Origin of the sequence: Blautia sp. HCP3S3_C12, assembly GCF_052064155.1 — a bacterium.
Taxonomy (GTDB): domain Bacteria; phylum Bacillota; class Clostridia; order Lachnospirales; family Lachnospiraceae; genus Blautia_A.
The window spans coordinates 265,963-292,059 of record NZ_JBQHWC010000003.1 but is presented as its reverse complement, the minus strand read 5'-3'; the positions used below and the strand labels follow the sequence as shown (position 1 = coordinate 292,059).

General features: G+C 40.0%; 28 protein-coding genes and 7 tRNA genes. 29 read left to right on the top strand and 6 right to left on the bottom strand.

The genetic code is table 11. The features are described 5' to 3' along the window. Window positions 1–187 precede the first annotated feature (187 nt). From ACTNDS_RS05435 to iadA, 8 genes are all read left to right on the top strand, one after another. A tRNA-Asn gene (locus tag ACTNDS_RS05435) sits at window positions 188–260 on the top strand. 4 nt (window positions 261–264) lie between these two features. Continuing rightward, window positions 265–336: transfer RNA gene (locus ACTNDS_RS05430), tRNA-Glu, on the top strand. A 51-nt stretch (window positions 337–387) separates the two neighbouring features. After that, window positions 388–460, top strand: a tRNA-Thr gene (locus tag ACTNDS_RS05425). Window positions 461–464: 4 nt separating this feature from the next. Next, window positions 465–538: transfer RNA gene (locus tag ACTNDS_RS05420), tRNA-Ile, on the top strand. A 14-nt stretch (window positions 539–552) separates the two neighbouring features. Further along, window positions 553–626: transfer RNA gene (locus ACTNDS_RS05415), tRNA-Asp, on the top strand. 37 nt (window positions 627–663) lie between these two features. Continuing rightward, window positions 664–736 (top strand) — tRNA-Val (locus ACTNDS_RS05410). A 3-nt stretch (window positions 737–739) separates the two neighbouring features. Further along, window positions 740–825 (top strand) — tRNA-Leu (locus tag ACTNDS_RS05405). A gap of 271 nt (window positions 826–1,096) precedes the next feature. Next, window positions 1,097–2,236, top strand: a complete 1,140-nt coding sequence (gene iadA / locus ACTNDS_RS05400; protein WP_441034243.1) for a beta-aspartyl-peptidase — start codon at window positions 1,097–1,099, stop codon at window positions 2,234–2,236. A 116-nt stretch (window positions 2,237–2,352) separates the two neighbouring features. Here the strand turns inward: iadA and ACTNDS_RS05395 are convergent, their stop codons facing one another. After that, the gene (locus ACTNDS_RS05395; RefSeq protein ID WP_441034241.1) at window positions 2,353–3,195 is read right to left on the bottom strand and encodes a MurR/RpiR family transcriptional regulator; all 843 of its coding nucleotides are present in this window, start codon (window positions 3,193–3,195) and stop codon (window positions 2,353–2,355) included. A gap of 206 nt (window positions 3,196–3,401) precedes the next feature. Here ACTNDS_RS05395 and ACTNDS_RS05390 point away from each other — a divergent pair, with 206 nt between their 5' ends. The 4 genes from ACTNDS_RS05390 (at window position 3,402) to bsh (ending at window position 7,100) form a co-directional block, all read left to right on the top strand. Then, window positions 3,402–3,650, top strand: coding sequence for a hypothetical protein (locus tag ACTNDS_RS05390; protein WP_441034239.1), 249 nt, complete (start codon window positions 3,402–3,404; stop codon window positions 3,648–3,650). Beyond that, on the top strand, window positions 3,651–5,129 hold the full coding sequence (locus ACTNDS_RS05385; protein ID WP_441034237.1) for a sodium/pantothenate symporter: 1,479 nt from the start codon (window positions 3,651–3,653) through the stop codon (window positions 5,127–5,129). It abuts the gene before it with no gap. A 21-nt stretch (window positions 5,130–5,150) separates the two neighbouring features. Further along, window positions 5,151–5,912: a creatininase family protein gene (locus ACTNDS_RS05380; protein WP_441034235.1), complete on the top strand. Its 762-nt coding sequence runs from the start codon at window positions 5,151–5,153 to the stop codon at window positions 5,910–5,912. Between the two features lie 210 nt (window positions 5,913–6,122). After that, complete coding sequence (gene bsh, locus ACTNDS_RS05375; RefSeq protein WP_441034233.1) at window positions 6,123–7,100, top strand: choloylglycine hydrolase; 978 nt, start codon at window positions 6,123–6,125, stop codon at window positions 7,098–7,100. 162 nt (window positions 7,101–7,262) lie between these two features. On the opposite strand, the gene ACTNDS_RS05370 is transcribed toward bsh, so the two are convergent. From ACTNDS_RS05370 to ACTNDS_RS05360, 3 genes are all read right to left on the bottom strand, one after another. Continuing rightward, window positions 7,263–8,000, bottom strand: coding sequence for a class I SAM-dependent methyltransferase (locus ACTNDS_RS05370; RefSeq protein WP_173744133.1), 738 nt, complete (start codon window positions 7,998–8,000; stop codon window positions 7,263–7,265). Between the two features lie 47 nt (window positions 8,001–8,047). Next, window positions 8,048–8,749, bottom strand: coding sequence for a FadR/GntR family transcriptional regulator (locus ACTNDS_RS05365; protein WP_441034231.1), 702 nt, complete (start codon window positions 8,747–8,749; stop codon window positions 8,048–8,050). A gap of 407 nt (window positions 8,750–9,156) precedes the next feature. Further along, window positions 9,157–10,287 carry a DUF6076 domain-containing protein gene (locus tag ACTNDS_RS05360; protein ID WP_441034229.1) on the bottom strand — a complete coding sequence of 377 codons (1,131 nt, stop codon included), beginning with the start codon at window positions 10,285–10,287 and terminating at the stop codon, window positions 9,157–9,159. Window positions 10,288–10,457: 170 nt separating this feature from the next. Here ACTNDS_RS05360 and ACTNDS_RS05355 point away from each other — a divergent pair, with 170 nt between their 5' ends. The 14 genes from ACTNDS_RS05355 (at window position 10,458) to ACTNDS_RS05290 (ending at window position 22,272) form a co-directional block, all read left to right on the top strand. Continuing rightward, a complete protein-coding gene (locus tag ACTNDS_RS05355) occupies window positions 10,458–10,649 on the top strand; it encodes a DUF6462 family protein (protein WP_118031099.1) in 192 nt (63 codons plus the stop codon). A 20-nt stretch (window positions 10,650–10,669) separates the two neighbouring features. After that, the gene (locus ACTNDS_RS05350; RefSeq protein WP_441034226.1) at window positions 10,670–10,966 is read left to right on the top strand and encodes a hypothetical protein; all 297 of its coding nucleotides are present in this window, start codon (window positions 10,670–10,672) and stop codon (window positions 10,964–10,966) included. A gap of 1 nt (window position 10,967) precedes the next feature. After that, a complete protein-coding gene (locus ACTNDS_RS05345; RefSeq protein WP_441034224.1) occupies window positions 10,968–11,741 on the top strand; it encodes a replication protein in 774 nt (257 codons plus the stop codon). 308 nt (window positions 11,742–12,049) lie between these two features. Further along, window positions 12,050–13,576, top strand: a complete 1,527-nt coding sequence (locus ACTNDS_RS05340) for an AAA family ATPase (protein WP_441034222.1) — start codon at window positions 12,050–12,052, stop codon at window positions 13,574–13,576. Between the two features lie 44 nt (window positions 13,577–13,620). Next, window positions 13,621–13,824 carry a hypothetical protein gene (locus tag ACTNDS_RS05335; protein ID WP_302025365.1) on the top strand — a complete coding sequence of 68 codons (204 nt, stop codon included), beginning with the start codon at window positions 13,621–13,623 and terminating at the stop codon, window positions 13,822–13,824. Between the two features lie 58 nt (window positions 13,825–13,882). Beyond that, the gene (locus tag ACTNDS_RS05330) at window positions 13,883–14,083 is read left to right on the top strand and encodes a hypothetical protein (RefSeq protein ID WP_022380604.1); all 201 of its coding nucleotides are present in this window, start codon (window positions 13,883–13,885) and stop codon (window positions 14,081–14,083) included. Window positions 14,084–14,086: 3 nt separating this feature from the next. Beyond that, window positions 14,087–14,320, top strand: a complete 234-nt coding sequence (locus ACTNDS_RS05325; RefSeq protein WP_441034219.1) for a hypothetical protein — start codon at window positions 14,087–14,089, stop codon at window positions 14,318–14,320. A gap of 79 nt (window positions 14,321–14,399) precedes the next feature. Next, on the top strand, window positions 14,400–14,696 hold the full coding sequence (locus ACTNDS_RS05320; protein WP_173744140.1) for a hypothetical protein: 297 nt from the start codon (window positions 14,400–14,402) through the stop codon (window positions 14,694–14,696). A 589-nt stretch (window positions 14,697–15,285) separates the two neighbouring features. Next, complete coding sequence (locus ACTNDS_RS05315; protein ID WP_441034217.1) at window positions 15,286–15,570, top strand: hypothetical protein; 285 nt, start codon at window positions 15,286–15,288, stop codon at window positions 15,568–15,570. A gap of 635 nt (window positions 15,571–16,205) precedes the next feature. Then, entirely contained in the window at window positions 16,206–16,478 is a 273-nt protein-coding gene (locus ACTNDS_RS05310) for a hypothetical protein (protein ID WP_441034215.1), read from the top strand. Beyond that, window positions 16,456–16,887, top strand: a complete 432-nt coding sequence (locus tag ACTNDS_RS05305; RefSeq protein ID WP_441034213.1) for a hypothetical protein — start codon at window positions 16,456–16,458, stop codon at window positions 16,885–16,887. Before ACTNDS_RS05310 ends, ACTNDS_RS05305 begins: the two co-directional genes overlap by 23 nt. Window positions 16,888–16,990: 103 nt before the next feature. Continuing rightward, window positions 16,991–20,977, top strand: coding sequence for a hypothetical protein (locus ACTNDS_RS05300; protein ID WP_441034211.1), 3,987 nt, complete (start codon window positions 16,991–16,993; stop codon window positions 20,975–20,977). 33 nt (window positions 20,978–21,010) lie between these two features. Beyond that, complete coding sequence (locus ACTNDS_RS05295) at window positions 21,011–21,319, top strand: hypothetical protein (RefSeq protein ID WP_441034209.1); 309 nt, start codon at window positions 21,011–21,013, stop codon at window positions 21,317–21,319. Window positions 21,320–21,549: 230 nt separating this feature from the next. Next, complete coding sequence (locus ACTNDS_RS05290; RefSeq protein ID WP_441034207.1) at window positions 21,550–22,272, top strand: Rha family transcriptional regulator; 723 nt, start codon at window positions 21,550–21,552, stop codon at window positions 22,270–22,272. Between the two features lie 503 nt (window positions 22,273–22,775). On the opposite strand, the gene ACTNDS_RS05285 is transcribed toward ACTNDS_RS05290, so the two are convergent. Beyond that, on the bottom strand, window positions 22,776–24,119 hold the full coding sequence (locus ACTNDS_RS05285) for a hypothetical protein (protein ID WP_441034205.1): 1,344 nt from the start codon (window positions 24,117–24,119) through the stop codon (window positions 22,776–22,778). 4 nt (window positions 24,120–24,123) lie between these two features. Further along, window positions 24,124–24,339 carry a helix-turn-helix domain-containing protein gene (locus tag ACTNDS_RS05280; protein WP_055066188.1) on the bottom strand — a complete coding sequence of 72 codons (216 nt, stop codon included), beginning with the start codon at window positions 24,337–24,339 and terminating at the stop codon, window positions 24,124–24,126. A 324-nt stretch (window positions 24,340–24,663) separates the two neighbouring features. Here ACTNDS_RS05280 and ACTNDS_RS05275 point away from each other — a divergent pair, with 324 nt between their 5' ends. The 3 genes from ACTNDS_RS05275 to ACTNDS_RS05265 all read left to right on the top strand — a co-directional run bounded on the left by ACTNDS_RS05275 (window position 24,664) and on the right by ACTNDS_RS05265 (window position 25,851). After that, entirely contained in the window at window positions 24,664–24,987 is a 324-nt protein-coding gene (locus tag ACTNDS_RS05275; protein WP_441034202.1) for a hypothetical protein, read from the top strand. 226 nt (window positions 24,988–25,213) lie between these two features. Then, window positions 25,214–25,555, top strand: coding sequence for a hypothetical protein (locus tag ACTNDS_RS05270; protein WP_441034200.1), 342 nt, complete (start codon window positions 25,214–25,216; stop codon window positions 25,553–25,555). Continuing rightward, on the top strand, window positions 25,555–25,851 hold the full coding sequence (locus ACTNDS_RS05265; RefSeq protein ID WP_441034198.1) for a hypothetical protein: 297 nt from the start codon (window positions 25,555–25,557) through the stop codon (window positions 25,849–25,851). The genes ACTNDS_RS05270 and ACTNDS_RS05265 overlap by 1 nt, the downstream gene beginning before the upstream one ends. Window positions 25,852–26,097 lie beyond the last annotated feature (246 nt).

The window sequence follows — 26,097 nt, the reverse complement described above, 5'->3', positions numbered from 1 at the left end:
ATTCGGAGCAAGCTTGCTTGTGGAGAAGCATTCCTGATACAGACTGGACATTTGCGAAGCAAATGACACTGAGTGACGAAGTCACGAAGTGCCCCCCGCGGAGTACAATACTCAATCGGCAACGCAGGAAGTTAATTCTCAAGGAAATGTCAACATGTATGTAGTTTTGAAGGTGCAAAACCTTTATTCCTCCTTAGCTCAGTCGGTAGAGCATGCGGCTGTTAACCGCAGTGTCGTTGGTTCGAGTCCAACAGGGGGAGTTTTGGCTCCATGGTCAAGCGGTTAAGACACCGCCCTTTCACGGCGGTAACAGGGGTTCAAATCCCCTTGGAGTCATTTAAATAATGTAGATGTGATTTTCTGAGGCTTGATTCTGACAAGTGATATGCCGATGTGGCTCAATTGGCAGAGCAGCTGATTTGTAATCAGCAGGTTATCGGTTCGAGTCCGATCATCGGCTTTTTGGACCTTTAGCTCAGTTGGTTAGAGCAACCGGCTCATAACCGGTCGGTCCTGGGTTCGAGTCCCCGAAGGTCCATTTGTTATTATTTTGGCCCAGTGGCTCAGTTGGTTAGAGCGTCGCCCTGTCACGGCGAAGGTCGAGAGTTCGAGTCTCTTCTGGGTCGTTAGCATTTGCTGACGAGGTAATTGCATAAGAAATATGGAATCTTAGCTCAGCTGGGAGAGCATCTGCCTTACAAGCAGAGGGTCATAGGTTCGAGCCCTATAGGTTCCATATGCCGCAGTGGCGGAACTGGCAGACGCCCGGGACTTAAAATCCCGTGGGTAGTGATACCCGTACCGGTTCGATTCCGGTCTGCGGCATGATTATAAAATGGGAGAAACGTTAGTTTTACAGCGTTTCTCTTGTTTTTTTGCTTATAGGTTTTGAACACACTTCTCTTGATTTTTCATTACTCTTGCCAACTGGAAGTTAAAAATACATTTAAGTATTTTATAACAATAACTTGCATGGACAAAACAGGTTTCATCGTATATACTTGGAGTAGAAACCAAATAAAAAAGGAAAAGTAACTGTTCAGAACCGCTTAAAGTACTTGTGTAATGAACAGTTACAGGAAAAAGAGGAATAGTTATGTTATTGGTAAAGAATGCAGAGGTTTACGCACCGGAATATCTCGGAAAAAAAGATCTTTTGATTTGCGGAGGAAAGATTGAATGTATACAGGATTCCATCGGAGAACTGCCTGTGGAATGTGAGATACTGGATGCAGAAGGAAAAATTCTTACACCCGGATTTTTAGATCAGCATGTACATATTACCGGGGGCGGCGGAGAGGGAAGTTTTCATACGCGGACACCGGAATTACAGATGTCGGAGCTGGTAGAGAACGGTATCACAACAGTGGTGGGACTTCTGGGCACAGATGGTATTACCAGGAGTGTAGACAATCTTTACGCAAAGACCCGGGTACTTTGTGAAGAGGGCGTGAGTGCTTATATGCTTACAGGTGCTTACGGATATCCCAGCCCGACGCTCACAGGCGAGATAGATCGAGATATTGTATTTGTGAAGGAGATTCTGGGTGTGAAGCTGGCAATTTCTGATCACAGGGCACCTAATGTGACGGAGGATCAGCTGATTCAGATTGCAAGCAAAGCCCGTGTGGCGGGAATGCTCAGTGGAAAACCAGGCATTGTGGTGCTTCATATGGGAGATGACAAGGCTGGTCTGGCTCCGGTATTCCGGGCACTGGAGGAGAGCTCCGTTCCCGTACGGATTTTCCGACCCACTCACGTGAACCGGAATGAAAAGCTGTTGGAGGATGGATATGAATTTTTAAGTCAGGGAGGCTATATTGATCTGACTTGTGGTATGCACACTTCACCGGGAGAATGTGTTCTGGAGGCGAAAAAGCGGGGATTGCCTACAGAGCATATTACCATGAGCTCTGACGGACATGGAAGCTGGTCTAATTATGCTGAGGATGGCAGCCTTTTAGAGATAGGTGTGTCTGGTGTGGATGCGCTTTATAAAGAGTTGAAATATATGGTGCAGGCCCTTGGAATGAATCTGGAGGAAGCATTGCCTTATATGACCTGTCAGGTGGCGGAGAGCCTGGATTTACAGGGAATCAAGGGAATTGTGGCAGAAGGGGCCGATGCAGATCTGTTGTTGTTTGATCAGAACCTGACGCTGGATACCTATGTGGCAAGGGGAGAGATCTTTATGAAGCATGGAGAGGTACTCCGAAAAGGAACTTACGAGAAATAAAAGATAAAAAGAGGTAACTGGTCAGAAATCGAACAGCTATGAAAAGAGAATAAAAACGAAACCGGATATGTGGTTTCCTGCGGGAAACCTGTATATCCGGTTTTTTTGTCTGGAAATCAGGATGGCAAGGTATCAATAAAGATCTGACGTTCTGCTGGCGATACACTGTCGATGACGAGACAGGAAGCCAGAATATTGAGCATGGCCATGGGCACGGTCATGGAGTTGTAAAATAGCTTCGTAGAGGTGGGGCAAAGCAGCAAAAGTGTGCTGTGTGCTGCCGCCGGAGAAGTATCACTGTCGGTGATGGTCAGAATCGGTACACCTGATTTTGCCGCTTTTTTAGCAATATTTCCAATAGGAAAATAATAACGGGGGAAAGAGAAAAAGATTACCAGATCACCATCAGTCAGCTGTTGGATAGTCTTCTGGGTCAATTCCAGATCTGATAAATCAATCAACACAGCATTAAGGTACAGGATTTCCAGACGACCCTGCAGAAATTTACCGGGTACCAGGGAAATATCATGGGCAAAAATGTAGATACGGCTGCTTTTTCGGATTTCATCAGAAGCCTTTATCACAGATTCCAGATTGATGTTAGCAATAAAATCAGAGAAAACTGTAGCCTCTGTATTGCAGATTTCATGAAGGATCCGTTCTCGTTCGGAGGCTTCGCCTGAGATGCGCTCCGGCAGAAAAAAGGAAGAAGAGGAGGCCTGTTTAATCATTTTCTGGGTATAGTCCCGGAACTGCTCCTTTAAGTCCAGAAAGCTGGAGCAGCCCAGCTTCTGGCAAAAACGGAGCAAAGTCAGCTCTGAGGTACCGGTCTGATGGCTCAGCTGTGCCAGTGTAATGTAGCTAATTTCCTCCAGATTGGCGATCAGATAATCTGCAATGGTTTTCTGCTTTTTCGTCAGGGTAGGATAAAGTTCCTGGAGATGCTCTAAAATATCCATATATATTATACAATGTCCTTTCTCTGCATGGTTCATGCAAAATTTTAGATTTTTTTCATAAAAATTTAAGTAAAAACTTTACAAAAATATTATAACATGTATAATAAAAAATATAAAGTAAAGTATATACTTAACAAAAAAATCGAAAGAATCTTTAATTAATATATTACATGATTTTCTTTCGAGAAAAAAGGAGGAAAAAGGCTATGAAGAAACTTTTTGAGAAACACTTCGAACGGACATGGTTGATTATTTTTCTGGTTATGTTTGTATTCATTATGATTCCGTTCCCGTTTTTCTACAGCGAGACGTATATTCCCGCATTTGGTGGTGTTCCGCTTTATATATTCGGATGGATTGTTCACACTGCCATTACATTTGCGCTGATTGTTATCTATTACCGCATGTGTATGAAGAGAAAAGAATATCACACTTATGATGAGGAGGACAAATAAATGAATGGAGCAGCAGTAATTCAGCCATCACCAATTCCTTTCTATACAGTGTTAGTACTTTATCTTGGAATTATGGCATTTATTGGTTGGTATGCAGGACGTAAGACGAATAGCATTGGCGATTTCTTCGTATTGAGCGGAAAGGCTGGTGTATTAGTAAGTGGTATTGCATATTTCTCAACCCAGTTTTCTATGGGAACCTTTCTTGGTACACCGGGAACCATTTATGGCGTAGGCTATGCAGGAATGGCTATCTCTGTACCTGGAGCTGTGTTCTGTATGATTCTTCCGGCTCTTCTTATTGGCCGTAAGCTGATTACTCTTGGTCATAAATATGGTTTCCTGACTATGGCCGATTACCTGACAGACCGTTATCACTCCAAGAATATGAGCGGTGTTTTGGGCGTAATGATGCTCTTCTTCCTGGTTCCGATGATGGGCGCACAGATTATCGGAGCAGGTGTTATTGTACATGTATTTACCGGACTGCCTGAATGGGTAGGTGTTGTGGGAATGGGTATTATCGTTATTCTCTACTGTATGAGCGGTGGTATGAAAGGTGCCATGATGACGGACGTTATCCAGGGATCTCTGATGATTGCTACTGCAGTGGTTACATTTATTGTATCTGTAGTAATGGGTGGAGGTTTCTCTAACATTAACCATACACTTCAGAGTATGAATGAGGCTTATCTGACCTTCCCGGGTGCTAACGGTTATATGCCTTGGACTTATTATGTATCCAACATTGTGCTATGGTCGTTCTTTACCATGGGACAGCCTCACCTGTTTACCAAGTTCTTTGCCATGAAGGATCATAAGACCATGTTCAAAGCAATTCTTCTTGGTACTGCAGGTATGTTTTTCTCTGCAACTCTGATTGAGTGGGCCGGTGTAAATGGTATTGCTTCCATTCAGAATATTGAGAAGGCAGATCAGATTATTCCTATGATTCTGCAGAGAGGCATGAATCCTTTCTTGGCTTCCATTTTCATCGCAGGTATTGTGGCAGCAGGTATGTCCACAATCGATGGTATTCTGGTAACGACTACCGGTGCTGTTACCCGTGATATTTATCAGAAGATTATCAATAAGGATGCTACAGATGAGACTGTTATGAAGTTGTCCAAGGTAGTAACTGTAATTATCGGTATTATCGTAATTTGCTTTGGTGTATTCCAGCCAGGCAGTATTTTTGAAATTAACCTGTTTGCATTTTCCGGAATGGCAATTTTTGTAGTGCCGATTCTGTTTGGAATATATTGGAAGAAAGCAACAGCGAAGGGAGCAGTCGCAGCAGTTATTGTAGGTATTATTTCCCTGTTGCTCTTTACTCTGAATCCGTCAGTCAAAGCGCTGGCTATGGGCTTCCATGCATTGTTCCCGACTACCATCATTGCTTCTATTGTAATGATCGTCGTAAGTAAATTTACAAAAACTCCGCCGCAGGAGACTATTGATCGTCACTTTATGGCATAAAAATCAGGAGGTGTATTTGAAATGTATCTTGCAAAAATGACTACAGCACAGGCAAAAGAAGCTTTTAAAAAGGATCCGATTATTGTGATTCCGGTAGGAAGCACTGAGCAGCACGGAACGCAGAGTGCGTTGGGAACGGATTTTATGGTACCGTCCTATCTGGCAGATCATGTGGAGGATATAGAAAATGTAATCGTAGCACCTACTGTTCCTTACGGTGTATGTCCTTATCACTTAAGCTTTGAGGGAAGCATTAATATTGGTTATGAAGGACTTTACATGGTTCTGCATGGCATCATGGATTCTCTGATGCAGCATGGCGCAAAACGTTTTGTAATTCTGAATGGCCATGGCGGCAATACTCCATCCATTGACCGGGCAGCTCTGGAGGTATATCATAAAGGTGGTGTATGTGCCAGCGTAGACTGGTGGAGTCTGGTAGCTCAGCTGGACAAGAAGTTTGAAGGCGGCCATGGTGATGTTCTGGAGACCTCAGCTATGATGGCAATTGCTCCGGAATCAGTACATCTGGAACTTAGCAAGCCTATCAATGCACAGGATCCTTCTGAGAATATGAAAGCGGCTTATATCCAGGCAGTTAATTTCAAGGGTGGTATCGTACGTCTTGTGAGAGATACCAAAGAAATTGCTCCAAGCGGCTGGTTTGGACCTTTTGATCCGAAGGATTCTTCAGCAGAACTTGGACAGGAAGCTTTGGATCTGGCAGTATCCTATATCCGTGATTTCCTGGAAGAAATGAAGCAGATGAAACTGTCTGTTTAATAAAACTGCGGAGCAGCTACTCTTGATTTAAAACTTTAATAGATAGAAATCCGAAGGGATACCACTCAGACATGAAAAGATAGCTGAGTGGTATCTTTTTATGTTATATAAATAAACGAAATCAATAGTTTTTACTTATCTATGTAAAAATTATTGATTTTTATTATGATTGTTGGCTATAATAAAAAAGAAGTTAAGGAGGAAATGATCATGTGTACAGCTGCAACTTATAAAACAAAAGATTTTTATTTCGGAAGAACTCTGGATTATGAATTTTCTTATGGTGATCAGGTTACTGTTACACCGCGCAACTACCCGTTTCATTTTCGGCATGTCGGTGACTTGACAAATCATTATGCAATTATTGGGATGGCCCATGTAGCAGATGATTATCCTCTGTATTATGATGCCGTTAATGAAAAAGGGCTTGGCATGGCAGGACTTAATTTTGTGGGGAATGCTTCTTATTCTGAAGTTCAGACAGAAGGGGATAACATTGCACAGTTTGAATTTATTCCCTGGATTCTAAGTCAGTGTTCTTCTGTAACAGAGGTTCGGGAAAAACTTGATCATATTAATATAGTGAATACTCTTTTCAGTGAACAATTTCCTTTAGCCCAACTGCATTGGATCATTGCTGATGAAAAGGAAGCTATTACAGTAGAATCTATGTCTGATGGTCTTCATGTTTATGATAACCCGATTGGTGTTCTCACAAACAACCCGCCTTTCCCACAGCAAATGTTTCAATTGAATAACTATATGCACCTTTCACCGAAACAACCCGTGAATACATTTGGCAGTAATCTCCCTCTCAATGCATACAGCCGTGGAATGGGAGCCCTTGGGCTTCCGGGAGATCTTTCTTCGGCTTCTCGTTTTGTACGTGTGGCATTTACAAAAGCAAATGCTTTTTCCGGTGAATCAGAGGAGGAAAGCGTCAGTCAGTTTTTCCATATCCTCGGGTCTGTAGATCAGCAGCGTGGCTGTTGTGAGGTTTCCGACGGAAAGTATGAGATTACCTTATACACTTCCTGTTGTAATACTACGAAAGGGATTTATTATTATAATACGTATGAAAATCATCAGATCAGCGGGGTAGATATGCACATGGAAAATCTGGACAGTGATAAATTGGTCTGCTATCCGCTGATTCAGGGAGAACAAATTAAATTTCAAAACAGATAATATTTTTATAACCGAGTAACTGTTCCGTGACTTATTTAGGAAGCAGGATGGTCGATAAAATGGGTTGAAAAATAGCCAAATATGCTGGCGATTATGATCATACATGGAAGAAACATCCAGAAACGTTGCTGGCTCATGGTGTGGAACAATGCTTTTTTAAGTCTATTTGTATGGAGAGTAACAGTCATAACGGATTGCCTTGCCCTTTAGGGAGTAGGAAGGAACTCTTTCATCCAGGTATGGACTTTTCAGAGGACGTTTTACAATGATTTTGGAAGGCTGTGCTGCCATAGCTGCATCAAAAAGAGCTGTTTCCTTAGAACAGGGAGGTTCCAGTTTCTGGATAAGCTGGAGCTTTTTGTTGATCAGGCCGGATTTCTGCCGTCCGGGAAACATAGGGTCCAGATAGATGACATCCACAGGATCCAGTCGCTTATTCAAATGTTCAATGCTATCCCCCTCTACAAGCTGCATGCGGGATACAATATCCTTTAGGACAGTATTTTTTTTGGCACGGCGGAGAGCATCTTTGAGCAGAATGGCAATTACAGGATTTTGCTCATAAAGTGTTACCTGATATCCACAGGCTGCCAGAAGCAGGCTGTCTTCGCCCATGCCGGCAGTTGCGTCAATGGCCTTAAGATTTTCCTGATCTGTTTTGACTGCCTTGGCCAGCATCTCATGCTGAAGACGTCCATTGGTCACACGATGAAGCATATTTTCAAAATCTCCCTGATAGCTGAGACCGAAACCGGATAGAGATACTCCTTTGGAATCAAATAAAACGGTCAGGTAATCTCCGGGTTTATTTACGATAGGGGAGCCGGTACGTCTGGAAAAGGATTCTGCCATATCTTTCTGACCGCCTTTGCCTATACAGACTACGATTTTATTATTCATAGTTTTCTTCTCGCTTTTTTATTAATGTTTAAGGATTGGAACAATGTTTATTCTGTGATTTCCTTCAGCAGCCGTTCAATGGTTTGCATATGTTCACTCATGATCTGTTCTGCCATAGAGGGATTGTTTGCAGTAATGGCTGCTACAAGTCTTGTATGTTGGGAATCAATTTCCGGAGAATCTTCATCTTTTTGCATAAAATGTGAACGAATTCCCACGATCATATTTTCTGTGAGCTGGGAGGAAGCATTCATCACGCTGAAAATAAGAGGATTATCTGCAATCTGTGCAATTTTAAAGTGAAGATCGCGGTCCAGATCACTTCGAAGGGTTTCGTTATCAGTACTGTCCAGCTTGGCAATGATCAATTGAAGTTCCGCTGCATCTAGCTGACTGCAGTTTTGGGCAGCCAGATAGGCTGCTTTGGCTTCAAGAGCACCACGAAGGGAAACGGCGTCCTGAATTTTGCTGTTATACATTTGAAAGATGATGGATAATGGGCCTGTAAGGCAGCTGCTTAGATCTGTTGCAATATAGTTGGCGCCTCCATGCACGCTGACTGTGATTCCCAGAAGAGAAAGAGCTTTTAGCACTTCGCGCAGGGCAGGTCTGGAAATCCCCAGTTCTTCGGCCAGGATACGTTCGGCAGGCAAGGCATCTCCGGGCTTTAATTCCCCGGTCTGGATTTGCTCTATGATCTGTTTTAATACGTCATTAAAAGTATTAGTTCTGTCTATTTTTCTAAACATAAATTTTCTCCCGTATATTAAATATCTAATTTTCTTTTGGATATGGAATACTTACATTATAACTTATGATGTGATATATTTGCGGTTTTTTTATAAATTTTATTTTTTTATTTCATATCTTTTATCTGTCTTTATCTGATGTCATTATCTACATTTTCAAAATCCCCGAAAGTCTTGATTTTACTGGATAAATTTATAAAAAGGATTTTATCATTATCTGTCATGTGTCATTGCTTGTTTGTGGGGTGAAACTATTTTATGGAGTAAAGATTGGGGTAAAAAATGGGGTACAAAAACTCAAAAAAATAAGCACTCAATGCCTATGACATGATGCCTCTTAAGTAGACAAGGTAAATAACCGGATCTACTTAGGAGGAAATCAGGAGATATTGGGTGCTTTTTACAATTTAACGATTTCCTAAATAATTTTTGAATGATGCGATAATATCTATGGAAGGAGTTGATCCATAAGTGGCAATTATGCGGTCTCTTTCGTGAGAGGCATTATCAGACCATTCTTTAAAATCTTTTTGAGATAATTTTTTTGCAGTTACACGAGCATACATCCTTTTATAGGCGCGTTGATATTCTTGAAGAATAGGGGTTGAGTCAACTTTTGCTTTTCTTGTTTGTTTAGCAGCCAACTTTTTACATGAGAATTTTTCGCCAGGCAGTACTCTATCGCAATATTCAGTTGCATATTTTCCTTTAGGTATAAAATATTTATGGCATCGACCACATTTCTTTACTTGAACATTTAATTGAATAAGAGCATACAATTCTTCCATTAAATAACCATGCAAGTTGTCATATTGGTATCTGACAGTTGTTGAAACGTTTAATTTTTTTAATTCGGAAATGACTTTTGGGGAAAGGGCAGGTTTGTCAATAATAGGTTCTTGCCCATTATAGTGACGATATTTTTCATTGGAACAATCCATTCTTTCTAGCATATTTAGTTCATGAACAGGTGTGTTAGATCCTAAAAAAACAAATCCATTCCGTTCAAATTTTTTTATATTTGTCAAGTAGTTATCGTTATAAAGTTCGTTATAAATATAATATTTCTCGAGCGCTGACAGTGCTGATAATTCAGGTAAAAATGAGGTATTGCAGCAGAAATTCAAAGCAAAATCAAATTCTTTTTTTATGTTAATTAAGCTTGTTCTATAAGGCAAGCTAAGAGTGTATCTACAAAATGAGTAATATAAGATATATAAATAAATACATTCTAAAGATGCAAGGTATTCTTGTTCTTCGTCATTTTCGTGGAGACCGTCCCATTGCCCTGAATTTTCACCTGACAAGTTTTGCAGAAAACATAAAGTTTCATCCGGTAATGAAAGAAAATTGAATAAATTTTCTCCTAATGGAAATTGAATCACATTTTCACTGAATTCAATATAATGAAAACCTGAATTATCGTCATAATATTTTCTGGTGTCAATATCTAAAGAAATTGTTGAATTATTTATATCCATATAAGCATAGCACAATCCATTATTGATAAGCTTATGTAGTGTTTTGTAGTTATACATAATACATCCCCCCCCCCCTTTTTTTTAATTAGAAAATTGAAATTATAATAAAAATAGATTTCTATACTACTCTAACATAAAATATTGTGAATGTCTAGGCATAATGATATAATAAGACAAAATAGAAAATTAAAAATAATAAAATATAATTTTCGAAAGGAGAAAAGAAAATGAGGGCATTAAAAGAAAATAGCAATGGAAGATATCAAAAAGTTCCGGCGGCTTGTGGCTTAGTAAATGTAAGTAGAAATACGCTTATGAAGATAGCTGGTGAAGCAAATGCGATTGCGCGATTTGGAAAATCAGTTCGGATTGATATGCCAGTTCTTTATGATTATATAGATAAAAATTGTAAAGGCTGATGAAGAGAGGCGGTGATTCTATGGGAGTATATGAAAATCTGCTGCCGGGCAAAGAAAACGCATTGACCCCGGAGTACCTTACTGTAAAATGTCACTTTTCCAGTGTCCGAATGCTTCAAAAACAGATCGAAGCAGAACGTAAGGCTGGCAAAGTAATCTTATCGAGCGCCACGAGGCCAGGAGGTTACTACCTTCCGGCAGCAGGAGACACAATGGAAATCCGAAAATTTATTCGTACTTTAGAGAATAGAGGTGAAAATACATTGAAAACTCTGGAAAGTGCAAGAGAGTTGTTGAAGGAATTGGAGGAACAGTAATGTGGCAAATCCGCAGATTGAAAATGGTTATACAGCAGTAGCAAATGAAATATTGGATAATCTTTATAAACTTTCATTTAACGGGACAGAATTAAAAGTTATTAGTTGTATCTTCCGCTATACATTTGGATTTCATAGAAAATCACATAAACTGTCAGCATCTTTTATAGCCAGATGGGGGAATTGTGATTTAAGAGCCGTAAAGAGAGCATTAAAGAAACTTCAGCAAGACAGAATTATTATTTGTATCAATTCTGAACAGAGAGGTGTTACCGCAGAATTAATGTTTAACAAGAATTATGAACAATGGTGTACTGGTGGTCAAAACGTCACTGGTGGCGAAAATGACACTGGTGGCGAAAATGACACTGGTGGTCAAAATGTCACTGGGGTAGTGGTCAAAATGTCACCGGAACCGGTGGTCAAAATGACACACAAGAAAATAAAAAAAGAAAATAAAAATATAAATAAAAAATATTATGATGATTTCTTCGAAAAAGTCTGGAAATCATATCCACGGAAGGTAGGGAAATCGGCCGTAACACAAAAGACTAAAAAGGAGCTTTATGAAGCAGGAGAAGAGGTTGTTCTTGGAGCTGTTAATTCATACATAGCGGAGATACAGGAAAATGGAACGGCAGAAAGATATATCATGTATGGATCCACATTTTTTAATGTCAGGTGGCGTGATTATATCAAAGAACCAGAACCATGTGTTGAAGTTATGGCGGAAGAACCGGAGGAGAAGCCTATTGATTTATGGAGTGAGGGATAATGGAATATTATGAATTCAAGAAAGAAGATGCCTATGAATTTGCCAGAGTCTCTGGAATCCAATCTAAGCAGAGGGGGGATGAACTTCAGCTTCTGTCCTGCCCGTATTGCAGAGGCGGAAAAAATGGAGACAAAGGGACATTTTCTATTAGCCTGGTTACCGGACAGTTTAAATGTCTCAGATCCTCCTGTTCTGTTTCGGGGAATATGGTTACGCTTGCCAGAGACTTTGATTATTTCAGTTTAGGAAAAGACATAGATGCGTATTACCGAACGGGAAAACAGAAAAGATTTCGGCAGTTTAAGAAGATGGAGTCTATAAAGCCTAAGCCGGAAGCTGTTACATATCTGGAAAGCAGAAAAATCACTGCTGCTACAGCAGAAAAATATCATATTACGGTTCAGAGTAAACATGAGAATATTCTGGTATTCCCTTTCTTGGATGAAAAAGGAGATATGCAGTTTATAAAATACCGAAAAACAGACTTCAATCCGACAGTGGACAAGGGGAAAGAATGGTGTGAAGCAAACTGCAAACCTATCTTGTTTGGAATGTACCAGTGTAATCTGGACAATAAAACCCTGATACTCACAGAGGGACAACTTGACAGCTTATCAGTTACGGAATCTGGAATAGAAAATGCAGTTTCTGTTCCCTTTGGAAAAAATGGTTTTACATGGATTCCTTATTGCTGGGACTGGATGCAAAATTTTGATACGTTAATTGTGTTCGGGGATTGTGAAAACGGGATAATTACTCTTTTGGATGAAATGAGAAAGCGATTCAGGGGAACTGTTAAGGCAGTTCAGCAGCAGGACTATAGAGGGTGCAAAGATGCTAATGAGTTATTATGCAAATATGGAAAAGACGCAGTTCGTAGGGCAGTTGAGCAGGCGAAAACAGTATTAATTGATCGAGTGATAGAAATTGCCGATATTAAGGCAGTGGACTTATTTTCACTTCCGAAGATATCAACAGGAATTAAAGGAATTGATAAGGTTCTCTCAGGTGGAATTTATTTAGGGCAAACAGCAATCTTAACAGGCAAGAGAGGAGACGGAAAGAGTACACTTGGCTCCCAGATACTGGCGAATGCTTTGGATAACGGAAAATCTGTTTTTGCATACTCTGGAGAGTTGCCCGATTATTTTTTCAAGCGTTGGTTGGACTTTCAGATTGCAGGCCAGCAGAACGTAATTGATCGCGCAGGAGAGGCCGGATCGGTAAATTATTTTATTCCGGACAGAAAGGTTCACAAAATCTCTGAATGGTATCGGGGACGAGCTTATCTGTTTGATAACCAGTCGACGGAAGACAACGAATTGGAGTACTTGCTGTCAACTATAGAAAAGGCAATACAACAGTACGGAATCCAACTGGTGTTACTGGATAACTTAATGACCGCTCTTGATATTGGTTTGGATATAGACTTATACAGGGCTCAAAGCAAGTTTGTTGATAAGCTGGTTAAGATTTCAAAAAACTATAACGTGGCCGTAATTTTGGTTGTGCATCCCCGTAAAAATAGCTTAGGCGCAGATGATAATGATGTTGTCAGTGGAAGTTCAGATATTACAAACAAAGTTGACATCGTGATGACCTATAAGCGGGACAAGACCTTACCCGATGATGAACGTCTTTTGACAATTTCAAAGAACCGTTTAACCGGTAAGCTTGCGATAGGAACAAAAGCTATCAAGCTTTATTTTGACGAAGCATCAAAGCGAATAAGCGATGATCAGGATAATTTCAGGAAGCCTTATGGTTGGGAAGCAGATTCAAATGGCTTTATGCCAGTTGCAGATATGGAGCAAATGGAAATTCCGTTTGATTGAAAATATATTTTATAGGCGGTTTACCGCCGGAAAGGGAAAAATATATGTCAAAAAAATTAAAGAAACAGTCAGTATATTCAGTAGCTGATTTAGAAAGTTTGAAAGGATTTACAGTAGATGAAGTGAAATCAGATTCAAGGGGGCTGAATGTAACTATGAAGCTTGTAAATAAAGCAGGAAACGTTGTAAAAATATATGTTGATTCAGTTTTGTTTGGAGCTGAATTAGTGAAATATACAGAGGAGTAACTTAATCATAGGGGAAACGATAATTATAGGCGGTAATCCGCCGGAAAGGATACTAATCATGAAAATAATGACACAGGATAAAACACGAGTTTTAAATTTTAAAATGACGTATATCAGTTATGTAAGTAAGAACCGTATTTGTGAGGGTGATTTTGGTATTGCGGAATATGCAAGTCCAGAACGCGCGAAAGAAGTGTTGAATGATATGTTTCAAAAGTATGCAGCAGGAGAAAAAGCGTATATCATGCCGGAGGAGTAATCATTGGATAACACAAAGGAATTAAAGCCGATTTATGACATATTCACTGTTGCATGGCGGGCATACAGGGAACACTATCCGCCGGGGAATCCGCAGGATGATACATACTGGTCAAAGCTGGTAGATGATCTTCACGAAATAGAATCGCAATATAATTGCCAGTTGTGCCGGGATATCTTGTGCAATGTTGCGTCAGATCTGGAGCACAAAGCAAAAGTCCTGTATCAGTCAAAGTAACTGACGCAGGACCGTATAAAAGGGGTGAGTCTTTCTGTAAGCTATTATACCACAAACAGGACAGGAGGACTCTATACCAATGAGCATCAGAAAAATGAAATTGAAAGATTATGGGATTACGCCGGGACGGGCAGCAGAACTCAAAGAAATGGTAAAAGATAAACAGTATTATTCTTTAGTAATCGAAGCATGCAATAGGGCAAATGAATTTCTTGCCTCGCATCTGGTAAAAAGTTTTACAGAAAGCGTGGGATATCGCCAGATATTCAAAAACAGCAATTCATGTGAACTTCCATGCACTGAAAATGATTTTTATGGTTATAAGCGGAAAGCACTTCATGAATTTGATTTACTGGTGAAAACAGTAGATTTGTAGTAGACGATGCTGGCAGAACCTGACAAAACCCCACATATCACTCTATATAGGGGAAAACTTACGGAAACCTACGATTTCAGCATATATAGCCGAAAATATTAGCAAATATTAGCATCTTCTCGGATTGGTAACCTGTCAAAACCGTCTGTTTCTCTGTATAGGGAATACATCTTGGAAAAACGTGGAGTTTCAGAGGATATAGTGAGGAAGTAGGTTGCTAAGAAATGCTAAGGTTTCTGCATATATATCCGAAATCTTAGTATTTTGGCTCATATAGGCGGAGGCGTTCCATGAAAACCTCATGATTTTTCTGTATAGGATCATGGAACCTAACAAAAGCTAACATTTTTGTATATATAGGCAAAACCTTAAAAAACCTAATATTTCTCGGTATATGGATGGAAAATGCAGGGAATTTAATGACACGATTACGCGCGGGTGGTATTCGGAGATTTCGGAGTCCCTAAAAGTCGGGGCGTAATTTCAGAGCGAACTCCGAGTGAACTCCGAGAAATAACCGTTTTAGTATTGTTGAACAGAGAACGAACAGAGAGAAATCGAACAACAGACAAACAAAAAGGAGATTTTTATGAATGGATGTAATGAAAATGCAATTGAATTTATGACCAATGGTACCAAAGCAACATTGACATTCTCTCAGGGCCGGTATAAATCTGTAATCCGCAAGCTGGCAGAGAAACATCCTGAGGAGTGTCAGATCATTGCGGATAATGAGGACGGAAGTATTTGTGCTCATGTTCCGGTAGCTTGGATCCGGATTTCTCCTCCGAAACAGTATACAGAGGAGCAGCGTCAGCAGATGAGGGAAAGGCTAAGCCACAATATATCTGAAAATACAGGAGTATGGGAATAAAACAGAGCAAAAACCAATTGTAATGCAACTAAGGTAAAGTTGTAAGGGTAAAGGAAGAAAAAGGTTAAATGAGCCGATAAAATAGAGAGAAGAGATGATGCCAGTATTTAATAAAAATCCTGCTGCCGAACCTACGGCTTAATAAAAGACCCATTATGAGAAATACGGTCATTTACGGTCATGCGTTATTACTGATTTTTACGGTATTGGTCTGATTGAAGCAGTGAGGAAGCAGTGAAAAGTTATAAAAAGGGGTATCCACTATTTTGAGGATCCCTGTTATTGATAATGAAGCCGCAGGAAAGCCGCACAAAGCCGTGACGAACCCGTGAGAAATGGAATTAAAGCGGCGAGGAAGCGGCGAGAACTTGGAGCGTTCGAACAGGCGAGGAACAAGCGAGAATATCAGATTGAATCGTGATTTTTGCGAAAGGCCAGTTGCCTTTGAACTGTCGATGAACAGTCGAAATAACAAAAACGCCCAAAAGTGGTAGAGAGCTGTTCTCACAAAATGTGAGATAATATATGTATCACGATAGGACAGGAGATGATATATGTGATTTTACTTAACTTGTTGATGTTAGTTACAGTCATGGAATTAGCAGCTATTTATGATGCGGTAAGGGGGAAAGACAATGAGACGTATCAGAATGAAGAAAAGTAGAAAATATGAACAGGACAAGCTTCAGGCGGCAATAAATACTGCTGCCAGACGGGCTCTTGATGATTTGGAGAAGTCATCGGGAATGCTTTCTGTAACGATTGAAGCATTAAGACAGGGTCTTCCAGAGATGGCAGAAAAATATAGAAAACTTGCGCAGGATTACAAAGAACTTCGGAAACTTGAAAAAGAACTTCAGAAATATGAGGGAGAGGCGATAAGTAATGGCAGAGAAGATAACATTTAATACAGGCGCTAAGAGCTATGAGATTGTAGATCAGGATGGAAATGATCTGGGAGTGTTCCGGTTTGTTCCTACAGATGCCGGAATCTTGACCAGATATAAAGAGACAGCGGCGTTTTTTGCAAGTGTAGGTGACAAAATGAAAGGGGAGGATCTGGAAGAGATTCTTCCTGAGCTGGAGAAAGAAGCTGGGGAAAAGATAGATTTCCTGTTTGGTGCTCCTGTATCGGAGAACTTCTTTAAAATTACTCATCCATTTACAATTCTGGAAGATGGACAGACATTTGCCGAACAGATTATCACTGTAATTGGCGGAATCATTGAAAAGGAATTAGCTGAAAGAGAAAAGAAGCAGCAGGAACGAATTGAAAAATATACTGCTAAATACACGAAAAAAGACGAAGCAAAATAAGAAAATGCGGGCTGTTCTGGAAACAGGATAGCCCTAATTTATAACTCGGTACTGGTAATTTGAAACTGGTACCCTGACCTCAAATAGTCGGGAGGTAGATAATATGGCAGCTGATGGCTCAATCATCATTGATACCAGGATTCAGACAGAAGGTCTTTCCAAAGGCTTAAATACCATCAAAGCAGGAATGACAAGAATTACTGCTCAGGTATCAAAAATGGGAGAAACAGCAAAAAATTCATTTCAAAGGCAGATTGCAACAGTTAACAGCCTTTATCAAAGCTATGAAAATCAGGAAAGAAAAGTTGCTGAATTAAAATCTAAGCTGGATGAGCTGGGTAAAAGCAAGACAGAAACAGAAGAATACAAGCAGATTTCAGCTCAGATCAAAGCTCTTGAGACAGACTTTGAGAGCGTAGAATCTAAACAGCGTGAATGGCTCAACATGGGATTCCCGGTTGATTCTGGACCTGTTAAGGATCTGGATAAGCAGTTGGATAAAATATGGATGGATATGGAAAAACTGCAGAACAAACAGAAAGAGATGCAGGTATCCAGTAGCGCATACATAGATCCTAAATCGACAGATGCCTATAAGAATGCATTACAGAAGTACAACGAGGAATCGCAGAAGCTGGAACGTACAAACGGAAGGTTATATTCTTCATACAATAATCTAAGGAAAAAAGTAGAGGAATATCAGAAAAAGAACAACAAGCTTGTTCTGGCAATGCAGAATCTACAGAAAGCTGCTGCACGTGTAGGTGCAGTCATGAAGAACATTGGCTCTGCTTTAAAGAGCGCAGGATCGGCTGTAAAAAGCATGGTCTCTGCTATGAAAAAAGCAGTGGAATCTATGCTTAATTTCGATAAACAGACAAAACGTTCCAAGGCAGGTCTGGGAAAAATGCTGGGAATGTCGCTGATGTTCTCTGGCGTATTTCGGGCTATAAATTCTGCTATTGAAGGGATGAAAGAGGGATTTCAGAACCTCGCACAGTATAGCAATTCTACAAATGCCAGCTTTTCACAGTTAATGTCCTCTATGACAAGACTGAAAAATAGCCTTGCCACAGCATTTGTGCCGGTTCTGACAGTGATAACGCCGATACTCACAAAACTCATTGATATGTGCTCGCAGGCGGCTACATCCGTAGGAATGTTCTTTGCTGCTCTTACCGGACAGACAACATTTACACAGGCGAAAGCTGTACAACAGGACTATGCACAGTCTTTAGACAGTACTTCGGCATCTTCTAAAAAAGCTGCTACAGCTGCAAATAAGCAGGCAAAAGAGCAACAAAAGTTAGCAAAAGCAACGAAAAAGAACATTGCTTCCTTTGATGAACTGAATGTGATCGGGGGGAATACTACCGATACAATAAGTGATCTGTCAAATGTGGAGACACCAACGCTTTTACCAAAAGATATGTTCGAAGATGTTCCCATAAAAAGCAAGATTAAGGACTTTGCGGACAGAATCAAAGATATGATCAAAAAGCAGGACTGGAAGGGCATCGGGAAACTTCTTGGAAGTCAGATTAATAAGGGTCTGCAAAAGGTCAATAAAGCAATCCGGTGGGACAATGTAGGCAAGAAGATTGAAAAGGGCGTTGATGCGATCACAGGTATCTTCAATTCCATGGTTGATGAGATTGACTGGACATATCTGGGAAATACCGTAGGTGAGGGACTGAATACGATAGTCCGGACAATGAATCTGCTCATGGAGAAAACAGATTTTAAGAATCTGGGAAAAAGTATTGCGGAAGCTGTTAATGGTCTTATGGATACAACATCATGGGAAGAGGTCGGACGGTTCTTTGGTAATCGTGTGATGGTTCTCTGGGACACATTAAACGGAGCGGTACATGAATTAAACTGGGCCGGCATAGGAACATCCCTGGCGGAGACATTGAATGGTGCTTTTCATCGTATAGACCTTGCCGAGATAGGCGATGCTCTTGCAACTTCAATCAATGGAATCTTCACATCCCTGCAGAACTTTACAGCTACATTTGACTGGACTGGTTTTGCCGATAATATCAAAAATGGAATAACTACATTCCTGACAGAAACGGACTGGAAAGCAAATGGAGCGGCGCTTGGCGAGTTTATTGAGAAGTTATGCGAAACACTGACTGATGTAATGACTCTTGAGAATTTTCAGGAGTTTGGAAAAGGTATAGGGGAATTTTTATCGGAACTTCCATGGACAGAGATATTGAAAACTGCTGCCACAGTCATGATAAATGCCATAGGCGGGTTATTGTCTGGACTGGCAGGAACGCCGGCAGGCAGATTTGTAGATGGGTTGGTCGTTGCGTTTGGTTCTGCGAAGCTGATTGGAATATTAACAAAGGCGTTCAAGGCACTTTTTACAACAGCTGCTTCAGATGGCGTGAGTGGAGCAATTACTGCATTGAAAGCAGGCGGCGTATTTTTAAAATTTGCTTCTGCGATAGGAATCGGTGTAGCAGCAGGTGCTACGGCTTCTGAGAAAACGACATCCAGTAATGATGAGCTGAAAAGTACAGAACAACTGCTTTCAAACTTTCAGCTTGTATTGGAGGACCTTAAGGAGCAGGGCATTGTATCAGGAGAAGCTATGCAGCAGCTTTATGAAAAGGTCGGTGCAATTTCTTCTGATACATCACCGGCGGGGACTATCAGCCAACTCAGGGATGCATTGGTAGAGGCGGGAGTATCTTCCGATCAGCTTGCAAGCTCTATAGGAAACACAGATGTGAATCTGAGTGAATTATATGCTGTAATGGCAAATTCTACAGGAGCTATTGACGAAGCAACCAGGAAAACAAAAACTTTCTCTCAGGCAATACAGGATACAGAGACAAGCTCCCTGATTGAAAAACTGGATTCCCTGCAGACTGCGACAGACAAGGTAAGCTTTGCGGACCTAATCTTGAAATCTGCCAATGCGATTGATGAGATGGGCGGTATCTGGGAAAATGGAAAACAGATCCTTGGAGAAAAAGCTATTGCAATTCATGAAGAAGTCGTAAATAAGGGCCTTAATCCTGATAAAGATGGGTTTTATAAACTGGCAAATGGTCAGATGGTCCAGTACGGAAAAGGAATAGAAGATTCAACAGGAACATTGAAGGAGAAAACGAAATCCACATTAGATGCAGGGCTGAAAACTGGAATCCAGGAAGCACTTCCGGAACAACAGCAGATTGGTTGGGATATGGGAGGCTATTTTATAACTGGTTATACAAGGACCTTGCTGGAGAATAAGAAGCTTAGGGATGCATATAAAGACGCATTGGCAAGCGTAGATACAACAAATGCAAAGTCCAAAGCAAAATCCGATGGAGAAGAGCTGGGAAAGAACGCCGGCGAGGGATTTCAAAAGGGAATCGAAGAAGTCTCACCGGATGTGAATGCATCTGTAACAGATATGATGGAAAAATCGGTCAAGGAACCGGCTCAGACAGCTGTTGATGCACATTCACCGTCCAGATGGTTTGAACAGTTGGCGGACTGGTGTGGTCATGGATTTGGAGATAAACTGAATGCTGCTTTTTCATCAACATTTGCGTTCTTCAGAGATTTCCGTGCCCGTATCAGTAACAGCATAGGTAATTTATACAACATTGGCTATAACTTCCTGATCGGAATGAATAACGGAATGATGTCAGCGGCGACTGTCTTATACAATAATGCCCAGGCGATTGTCAACAGGATTAACAATATATTCCGGAATATAGGAAAAAGCCATTCAACATCCAGTATATCTGGAGGAATTGCCAGAAGCATTCGAAGCTATAGAATGCCTGCTATGACAGCACCACAGATGCCATATTTGGCAAAAGGTACAGTTGTGCCACGAAATGCTGGAGAGTTTGCAGCAATTCTCGGTGATAACAAACGTGAGACAGAGGTTGTATCTCCTCTTTCGACCATGAAGCAGGCAATGATGGACGCTCTGAGGGAATCTGGAAACAATGGCGGAAGTTCTCCTCAGTACATTGTGCTGAATATTGACGGAAACGAATTTATCCGCTGGCTTCGCGATCAGAATGGACAATACAGGAACCGGACGGGCTTTGGGATATTTGAAGGCTAAACAAATAAAAAATAACACAAGGAGGAAGAAATTATGCGGACTAGAGAAGCAACTTATGCGGACTATGGATTTAAAAAGGGAGAGGAAAAACAGCTGAAGCAGTATTGTCTGGATCTGGAACTGCCGGACAAGCTTCTGCTGTTACAATGTGCGCATGAATGCAATCCTATGGTTGAAGATGATCTCTTCTACAGTATATCCAAGGGCGTGGCATTTCAGGCCCTTGCCAGAAAAGGGATCGATCAGAATTACAAATGCCATGCAGATGTTTATGGATATAAACGAAAAACACTGGCATTATTCAGATCTGCACTACAGGCATGCGGAAGATATCCATTTTAGCAATAGAATGGAAAATTAGATGAAAATATTACGGTACTGTAAGGATATGGGGCTGTATATAATACACGCGAATGGATAACGAAGCGTGAGGGAAGCGTGAGAAACAGCATTATGTTGGAAAAAGATTGCATTTCTGCATATATAGCCGAAAAGCAATAACATATTTACTAGAAATGTTGAGATTTTTTATATGTAGCCCCATAACAGTACAGTTATTTCCAAAATAGAACTTGAAAAAACTTGAAGTATTGGCTTATATAGCTCGGAAAAATAATTGCAGAGCGGAAAGGAGCGTTGTTATAGACGATTTAGTATATCTTAAAAATGAACAAGCAGTATGTGATAGTTTACAGGTAGCGGAGAAATTTGGAAAAAGGCATTCAGATGTCATTAGAGCAATAGAGAATTTATTGGCAAATGACTCAACGCAAAATTGCGTTCAGTGCATCAAGCCATCTAAGTATAAAGATGCTTCCGGAAAATATAATAAAAAGTATTTGTTAAATAAAGATGGCTTTGTGTTCCTGGCATTTGGTTTTACTGGAAAAGAAGTGGATGCCTGGAAATGGAAGTATATTGATGCGTTCAATCGGATGGAAAGACTTGTTTATGAAAAGAATACTGCTGCTTATCAGATAGCAGATCAGGAAGAGAGGATCACCAGAAGAGCAGAGACGGATGTTATCAAGGAATTTGTGGAATATGCCAGAGCGCAGGGAAGCACTCACGCAGATCACTATTACAGCAATTATACCAGACTGGCATATAAGAGTGTAGGAATCACTGACAAGACAACTGCTGCCGGAAGTCAGTTAGATGATCTGTCATTGGTGGAACATCTGATAGCGCATACTTTAAGAACTGGCATGGCAGCAGGACGTAATTACAAAGATATTTACCAGGACTGCAAGAATCGACTGGAAGCTATGCGGTATATACAGTGTACGGCGTGAAATGTTTTATTTGCCCAGAGTACAGGCATAAAACAAGGTGAAAATGGGTGGAAACAGTGCAAGGGTATATTTGTATAGGGTAAGGTAGAATAAAGAAAAATAGACGATTATTACAAAGCAATGAACGGTGTGGAAAGCATAAGGGAAATGCTGAGAAGGGATCCCGATAAATTGAATAGGCGAAGCGGCAGCAGATGAGAGTGCGGGCAAATGGAAATTGACAAATTCCGGGAGCTGCCATATAATATATTTATCAAGACAGCCAGTAAGGGAAGTCAAGGTTCCCCGTCCTGGCAAGATATATGTTTAAGACGTAGCCGCCTATTCTTTACCAGAGAGCAGGGCGGCTATTTCTTATGTGTGTATGTAAGGATAGATACAATTAAGCTGGCTGTTGTCAGGATTATCATAAATATCTCGTAATCGCTCATAAGCATCCCCTCCTGTCAAGGCTCAGGATCAGGGGAACCACAGCCGCTCTACTGGCTGCCTGGATAAATATACTATATTTGATTTCTACGCTGGGCTTCTTTGATTCGTTGCTGTATTAATTGAATGTTTAAGTCATCCCAATAATTGATGTATACAAGAGTTATATGATTTTCAATGCTGAGTTTGAGTTTCTGCTTGTCGCGCCATTGTTGTTTTTCAAAGCCATCTTTTCCACCGAAAAAATCAATAGGTTCAAAATGTTGCTTCCCCTGATATTCAAAAGCTAGATGAAGACTTGGTATAAAAACGTCATAACTCAATTGACTGTTTCCTTGTTTTAAGAAATCGGCACGATATTGATAGTAAACAGGTTTTTTAGGAAACATTTGGGTTATTAATTGAAACATAAGTTGCTCTGATTTCCATTTGTTTTCTGGAATTGAATATTCATATAAATCAATATCTGCATACATTCCCTTTTCAATGGATTTTAATAATTCTACATCATTATAAGATTTCATATATGCAGTGAGCCAGCAAAATGACATTCCTTTTTCTTCGATACCGAGTTTTCCATTTCCTAAATTTTTCTTTCTCCATGAAATATCAAAAGTACCATTCAAACGACCAGTTAAAACAGTATGCATATCGGAATTAAAAGTAAATAAATATTTTAATCCTGCCCAGGTATTGAAGTGTTTTGGGTTAGAACATGTAGCGCAGGCAAACAAAAGATCTGAACCAATGTCATATATTTTTTTTAAAGTTTGTTTCGCATTGGTATGACAAATTGCAATCCCATGATAAGGCTCTTCTTTAAGATCGAATAGTGCATAAGAATACGGAATTCCCTCCCATTTGTTGTATAAATCATTTATTTGTAGATTAGGAAACGCAGTGTTAATTAGTTCATACTTACTTATGTGATATGGATTTGAATAGCCCAAAATACCATTAAATCCCCAGTAAGAGCACAAGGGAATTGTGCGAGTGTATTTTTTTATTCCGAAATCATAATGTCCAGCATCGAATATTTCTTCAACAACAAGTGAATTAGTAAATTCGATATTTATAGAAATATAAAGGATTAATGTATTTTCAATAATATATAACAATCCATAGTCCCAAACGTTAAAAACTTGATAATTACAATTTTCAAGAAGACTCTTTAATCCTAATATATACGATTCGAAAATTTGTTTGGTATTTGTATCAGGAATAGGTGCTACTATTTGGTATAATCCGCGCCTGATATCTTTATCTATCTCTGAAAAATTAACAGAATTGTTATAGTAATCGACTGATTTTCCGGAATTTACTATAGAAGACGGAACCAGAATATAAATAGGATCAGTATGCGGAATGCCCCATAATGGGAAATTAGTTTTTATAATTTGAGTATGAGAGTATTTCATGTTATTAATCGGTTACTTTATCCCCGTTAGGAAGAATAAACGAACTTTGATAGATACATCCTGCTGCTTCTGCTACTTTTTTGAGTTCTGCTGGAGTAAATCCCTCTCGCTTTAATTTTTGGTTAAATGCTTGAGGACTTGAACCATATAAGCGAGCAAGCTCAGATACACTTATACCGAGTTTGACACATAATATTTTGACCTGTTCTGAAACTGCCATAATAATTCACCTCTAATATTTGATGTTTGATATATAAATAAATTATAAACGATAATATTTAAAAAGACAACATTAAAGTGGAAAAAAGAAATGAAATTATTTAAACAAAACTATTGACATTATAAACAGAAATGTTTATACTATAATCAGTTCAAGGGAACAGACAACAGCGAAGAGTGAAAATGAAGTGATTGTAAGATGTACCAAAGACACTAACATAACACCGGGTAAGGGTAAGGGGATAATGAGATGGTCGAGAAACCTTAGATAGCTTTAAGACCTGCCGGGGCTGTTGGGAATTCCGATAAAAGGAGGGATAAGAACATGAAGTACAACTTATCAAAGATCATGCTGAAAGCATGGAAGATTTACCGCAGGACAAAGGACATCCGCTTTGCAGAAGCTCTTCATAGAGCATGGTTGAGCGCAAAGGCTGAGGAAATCAATGCAAAGCGTATCGAAAGTGCGAAGCAGGCAGCAGGAATCACTGAAGAGACGAATACTTTTGCTAAATGGAAAGAACTGGGATATAAAGTGGTTCATGGTTCCAAGGCATTATTCGGATGTTCTCTTATCTGGGGAAGCAGGGGAGACGGCGCAGAATACAAGGCAAGTTTCTTTGGAAAGTCTCAGGTAGAAGCAATTTAATAAAAAGCCCTTACCAGAGCGGCAACTCTGATAAAGGCAAAGTAACCCGACATTCAGCTAAATTGAGGGGTTGTGCGTATTATAACATACTCATTCCCCTCAGACAACAAAGGAAAGGAACAAACAAAATGATATCAGTAATGGATGTTCTTACAATTTTTATCAGCGGCTTTATGGTTGCCAAGGTATGCAATTATATTAAAGAACTGGATAAGGAGAATGAGATATGAGTAAAAAAGAAGTATTAATGACACAGGAAGAAACAGAAGTGATGCAGACTACAGGTGTTCCGGCACAGGAAATAGACGGTGCAGGTGTGGTTATGGCAACAGAGATTATTGCAGATCTTAAAAAGCAGTTGGAGGACGCAAAGGAAGAAGCTGATAATCTGGAAAAAGACTGGGAGTTTTGTTCACAGCAGAGACTGATTCTTACAATGCAGACAGATATTATTAATTTTGCACTGAAAATCTTTGATTATAAATGTCTCAGTATGGCTTTAAGTTATGTAAAGGCAGCATATAACCAGCAACCGCCGGAAGAGGATGAACAGGAGGGCGAAGAGTGATGAAAAAATGTACATTAACACAGGTCCCTTGCAGAGAAGCAATCATGGAAGTGGTTCAGAGCAACAAAGACAGAAGATCATTACAGCACACCTATGAGCTGGCAGAACTCTTTCAGGTGACTTGTTCCAGCAATGAAGCATTTATGGAACTGCCAGAGGAGGAGCGGGAACGTTTCTGGCTGATTACAGATGCTTTAATGATGAATGATCTGGAAGACCTTAAGAGAGTACATAACCTTGCCAATTATCTGATGGTAAAGCGGATTAAAGATAATACGAAAGTGGTGGAGGCATAACATGGATTATAAAAAAGAAATTGAAAATTTTCTGAATGAAGTCCAGAGCGAGAAATTTCTGAAATTTTTGTATAACGTAATTGTTTCATTTAAGAGACAGTGGGGGTATTAATATGGACTACAGAAAAGAAATTATCGAGATGATACAGAAAATACATAATGAAACAATGATAAAGTTTATTTATGGATGTGTAAAAAGGGCATACAGAGGAGAATGTAGCGAGGGATAATATGGACTGCAAAGAA

What these genes read in the sequence shown, in the direction of transcription:
- iadA (WP_441034243.1), top strand. Translation starts at nt 1,097, where the DNA reads ATGTTATTGGTAAAGAATGCAGAGGTTTACGCACCGGAATATCTCGGA.
- ACTNDS_RS05395 (WP_441034241.1), bottom strand. Translation starts at nt 3,195, where the DNA reads ATGGATATTTTAGAGCATCTCCAGGAACTTTATCCTACCCTGACGAAA.
- ACTNDS_RS05390 (WP_441034239.1), top strand. Translation starts at nt 3,402, where the DNA reads ATGAAGAAACTTTTTGAGAAACACTTCGAACGGACATGGTTGATTATT.
- ACTNDS_RS05385 (WP_441034237.1), top strand. Translation starts at nt 3,651, where the DNA reads ATGAATGGAGCAGCAGTAATTCAGCCATCACCAATTCCTTTCTATACA.
- ACTNDS_RS05380 (WP_441034235.1), top strand. Translation starts at nt 5,151, where the DNA reads ATGTATCTTGCAAAAATGACTACAGCACAGGCAAAAGAAGCTTTTAAA.
- bsh (WP_441034233.1), top strand. Translation starts at nt 6,123, where the DNA reads ATGTGTACAGCTGCAACTTATAAAACAAAAGATTTTTATTTCGGAAGA.
- ACTNDS_RS05370 (WP_173744133.1), bottom strand. Translation starts at nt 8,000, where the DNA reads ATGAATAATAAAATCGTAGTCTGTATAGGCAAAGGCGGTCAGAAAGAT.
- ACTNDS_RS05365 (WP_441034231.1), bottom strand. Translation starts at nt 8,749, where the DNA reads ATGTTTAGAAAAATAGACAGAACTAATACTTTTAATGACGTATTAAAA.
- ACTNDS_RS05360 (WP_441034229.1), bottom strand. Translation starts at nt 10,287, where the DNA reads ATGTATAACTACAAAACACTACATAAGCTTATCAATAATGGATTGTGC.
- ACTNDS_RS05355 (WP_118031099.1), top strand. Translation starts at nt 10,458, where the DNA reads ATGAGGGCATTAAAAGAAAATAGCAATGGAAGATATCAAAAAGTTCCG.
- ACTNDS_RS05350 (WP_441034226.1), top strand. Translation starts at nt 10,670, where the DNA reads ATGGGAGTATATGAAAATCTGCTGCCGGGCAAAGAAAACGCATTGACC.
- ACTNDS_RS05340 (WP_441034222.1), top strand. Translation starts at nt 12,050, where the DNA reads ATGGAGTCTATAAAGCCTAAGCCGGAAGCTGTTACATATCTGGAAAGC.
- ACTNDS_RS05335 (WP_302025365.1), top strand. Translation starts at nt 13,621, where the DNA reads ATGTCAAAAAAATTAAAGAAACAGTCAGTATATTCAGTAGCTGATTTA.
- ACTNDS_RS05330 (WP_022380604.1), top strand. Translation starts at nt 13,883, where the DNA reads ATGAAAATAATGACACAGGATAAAACACGAGTTTTAAATTTTAAAATG.
- ACTNDS_RS05320 (WP_173744140.1), top strand. Translation starts at nt 14,400, where the DNA reads ATGAGCATCAGAAAAATGAAATTGAAAGATTATGGGATTACGCCGGGA.
- ACTNDS_RS05315 (WP_441034217.1), top strand. Translation starts at nt 15,286, where the DNA reads ATGAATGGATGTAATGAAAATGCAATTGAATTTATGACCAATGGTACC.
- ACTNDS_RS05310 (WP_441034215.1), top strand. Translation starts at nt 16,206, where the DNA reads ATGAGACGTATCAGAATGAAGAAAAGTAGAAAATATGAACAGGACAAG.
- ACTNDS_RS05305 (WP_441034213.1), top strand. Translation starts at nt 16,456, where the DNA reads ATGGCAGAGAAGATAACATTTAATACAGGCGCTAAGAGCTATGAGATT.
- ACTNDS_RS05300 (WP_441034211.1), top strand. Translation starts at nt 16,991, where the DNA reads ATGGCAGCTGATGGCTCAATCATCATTGATACCAGGATTCAGACAGAA.
- ACTNDS_RS05295 (WP_441034209.1), top strand. Translation starts at nt 21,011, where the DNA reads ATGCGGACTAGAGAAGCAACTTATGCGGACTATGGATTTAAAAAGGGA.
- ACTNDS_RS05285 (WP_441034205.1), bottom strand. Translation starts at nt 24,119, where the DNA reads ATGAAATACTCTCATACTCAAATTATAAAAACTAATTTCCCATTATGG.
- ACTNDS_RS05280 (WP_055066188.1), bottom strand. Translation starts at nt 24,339, where the DNA reads ATGGCAGTTTCAGAACAGGTCAAAATATTATGTGTCAAACTCGGTATA.
- ACTNDS_RS05275 (WP_441034202.1), top strand. Translation starts at nt 24,664, where the DNA reads ATGAAGTACAACTTATCAAAGATCATGCTGAAAGCATGGAAGATTTAC.
- ACTNDS_RS05270 (WP_441034200.1), top strand. Translation starts at nt 25,214, where the DNA reads ATGAGTAAAAAAGAAGTATTAATGACACAGGAAGAAACAGAAGTGATG.
- ACTNDS_RS05265 (WP_441034198.1), top strand. Translation starts at nt 25,555, where the DNA reads ATGAAAAAATGTACATTAACACAGGTCCCTTGCAGAGAAGCAATCATG.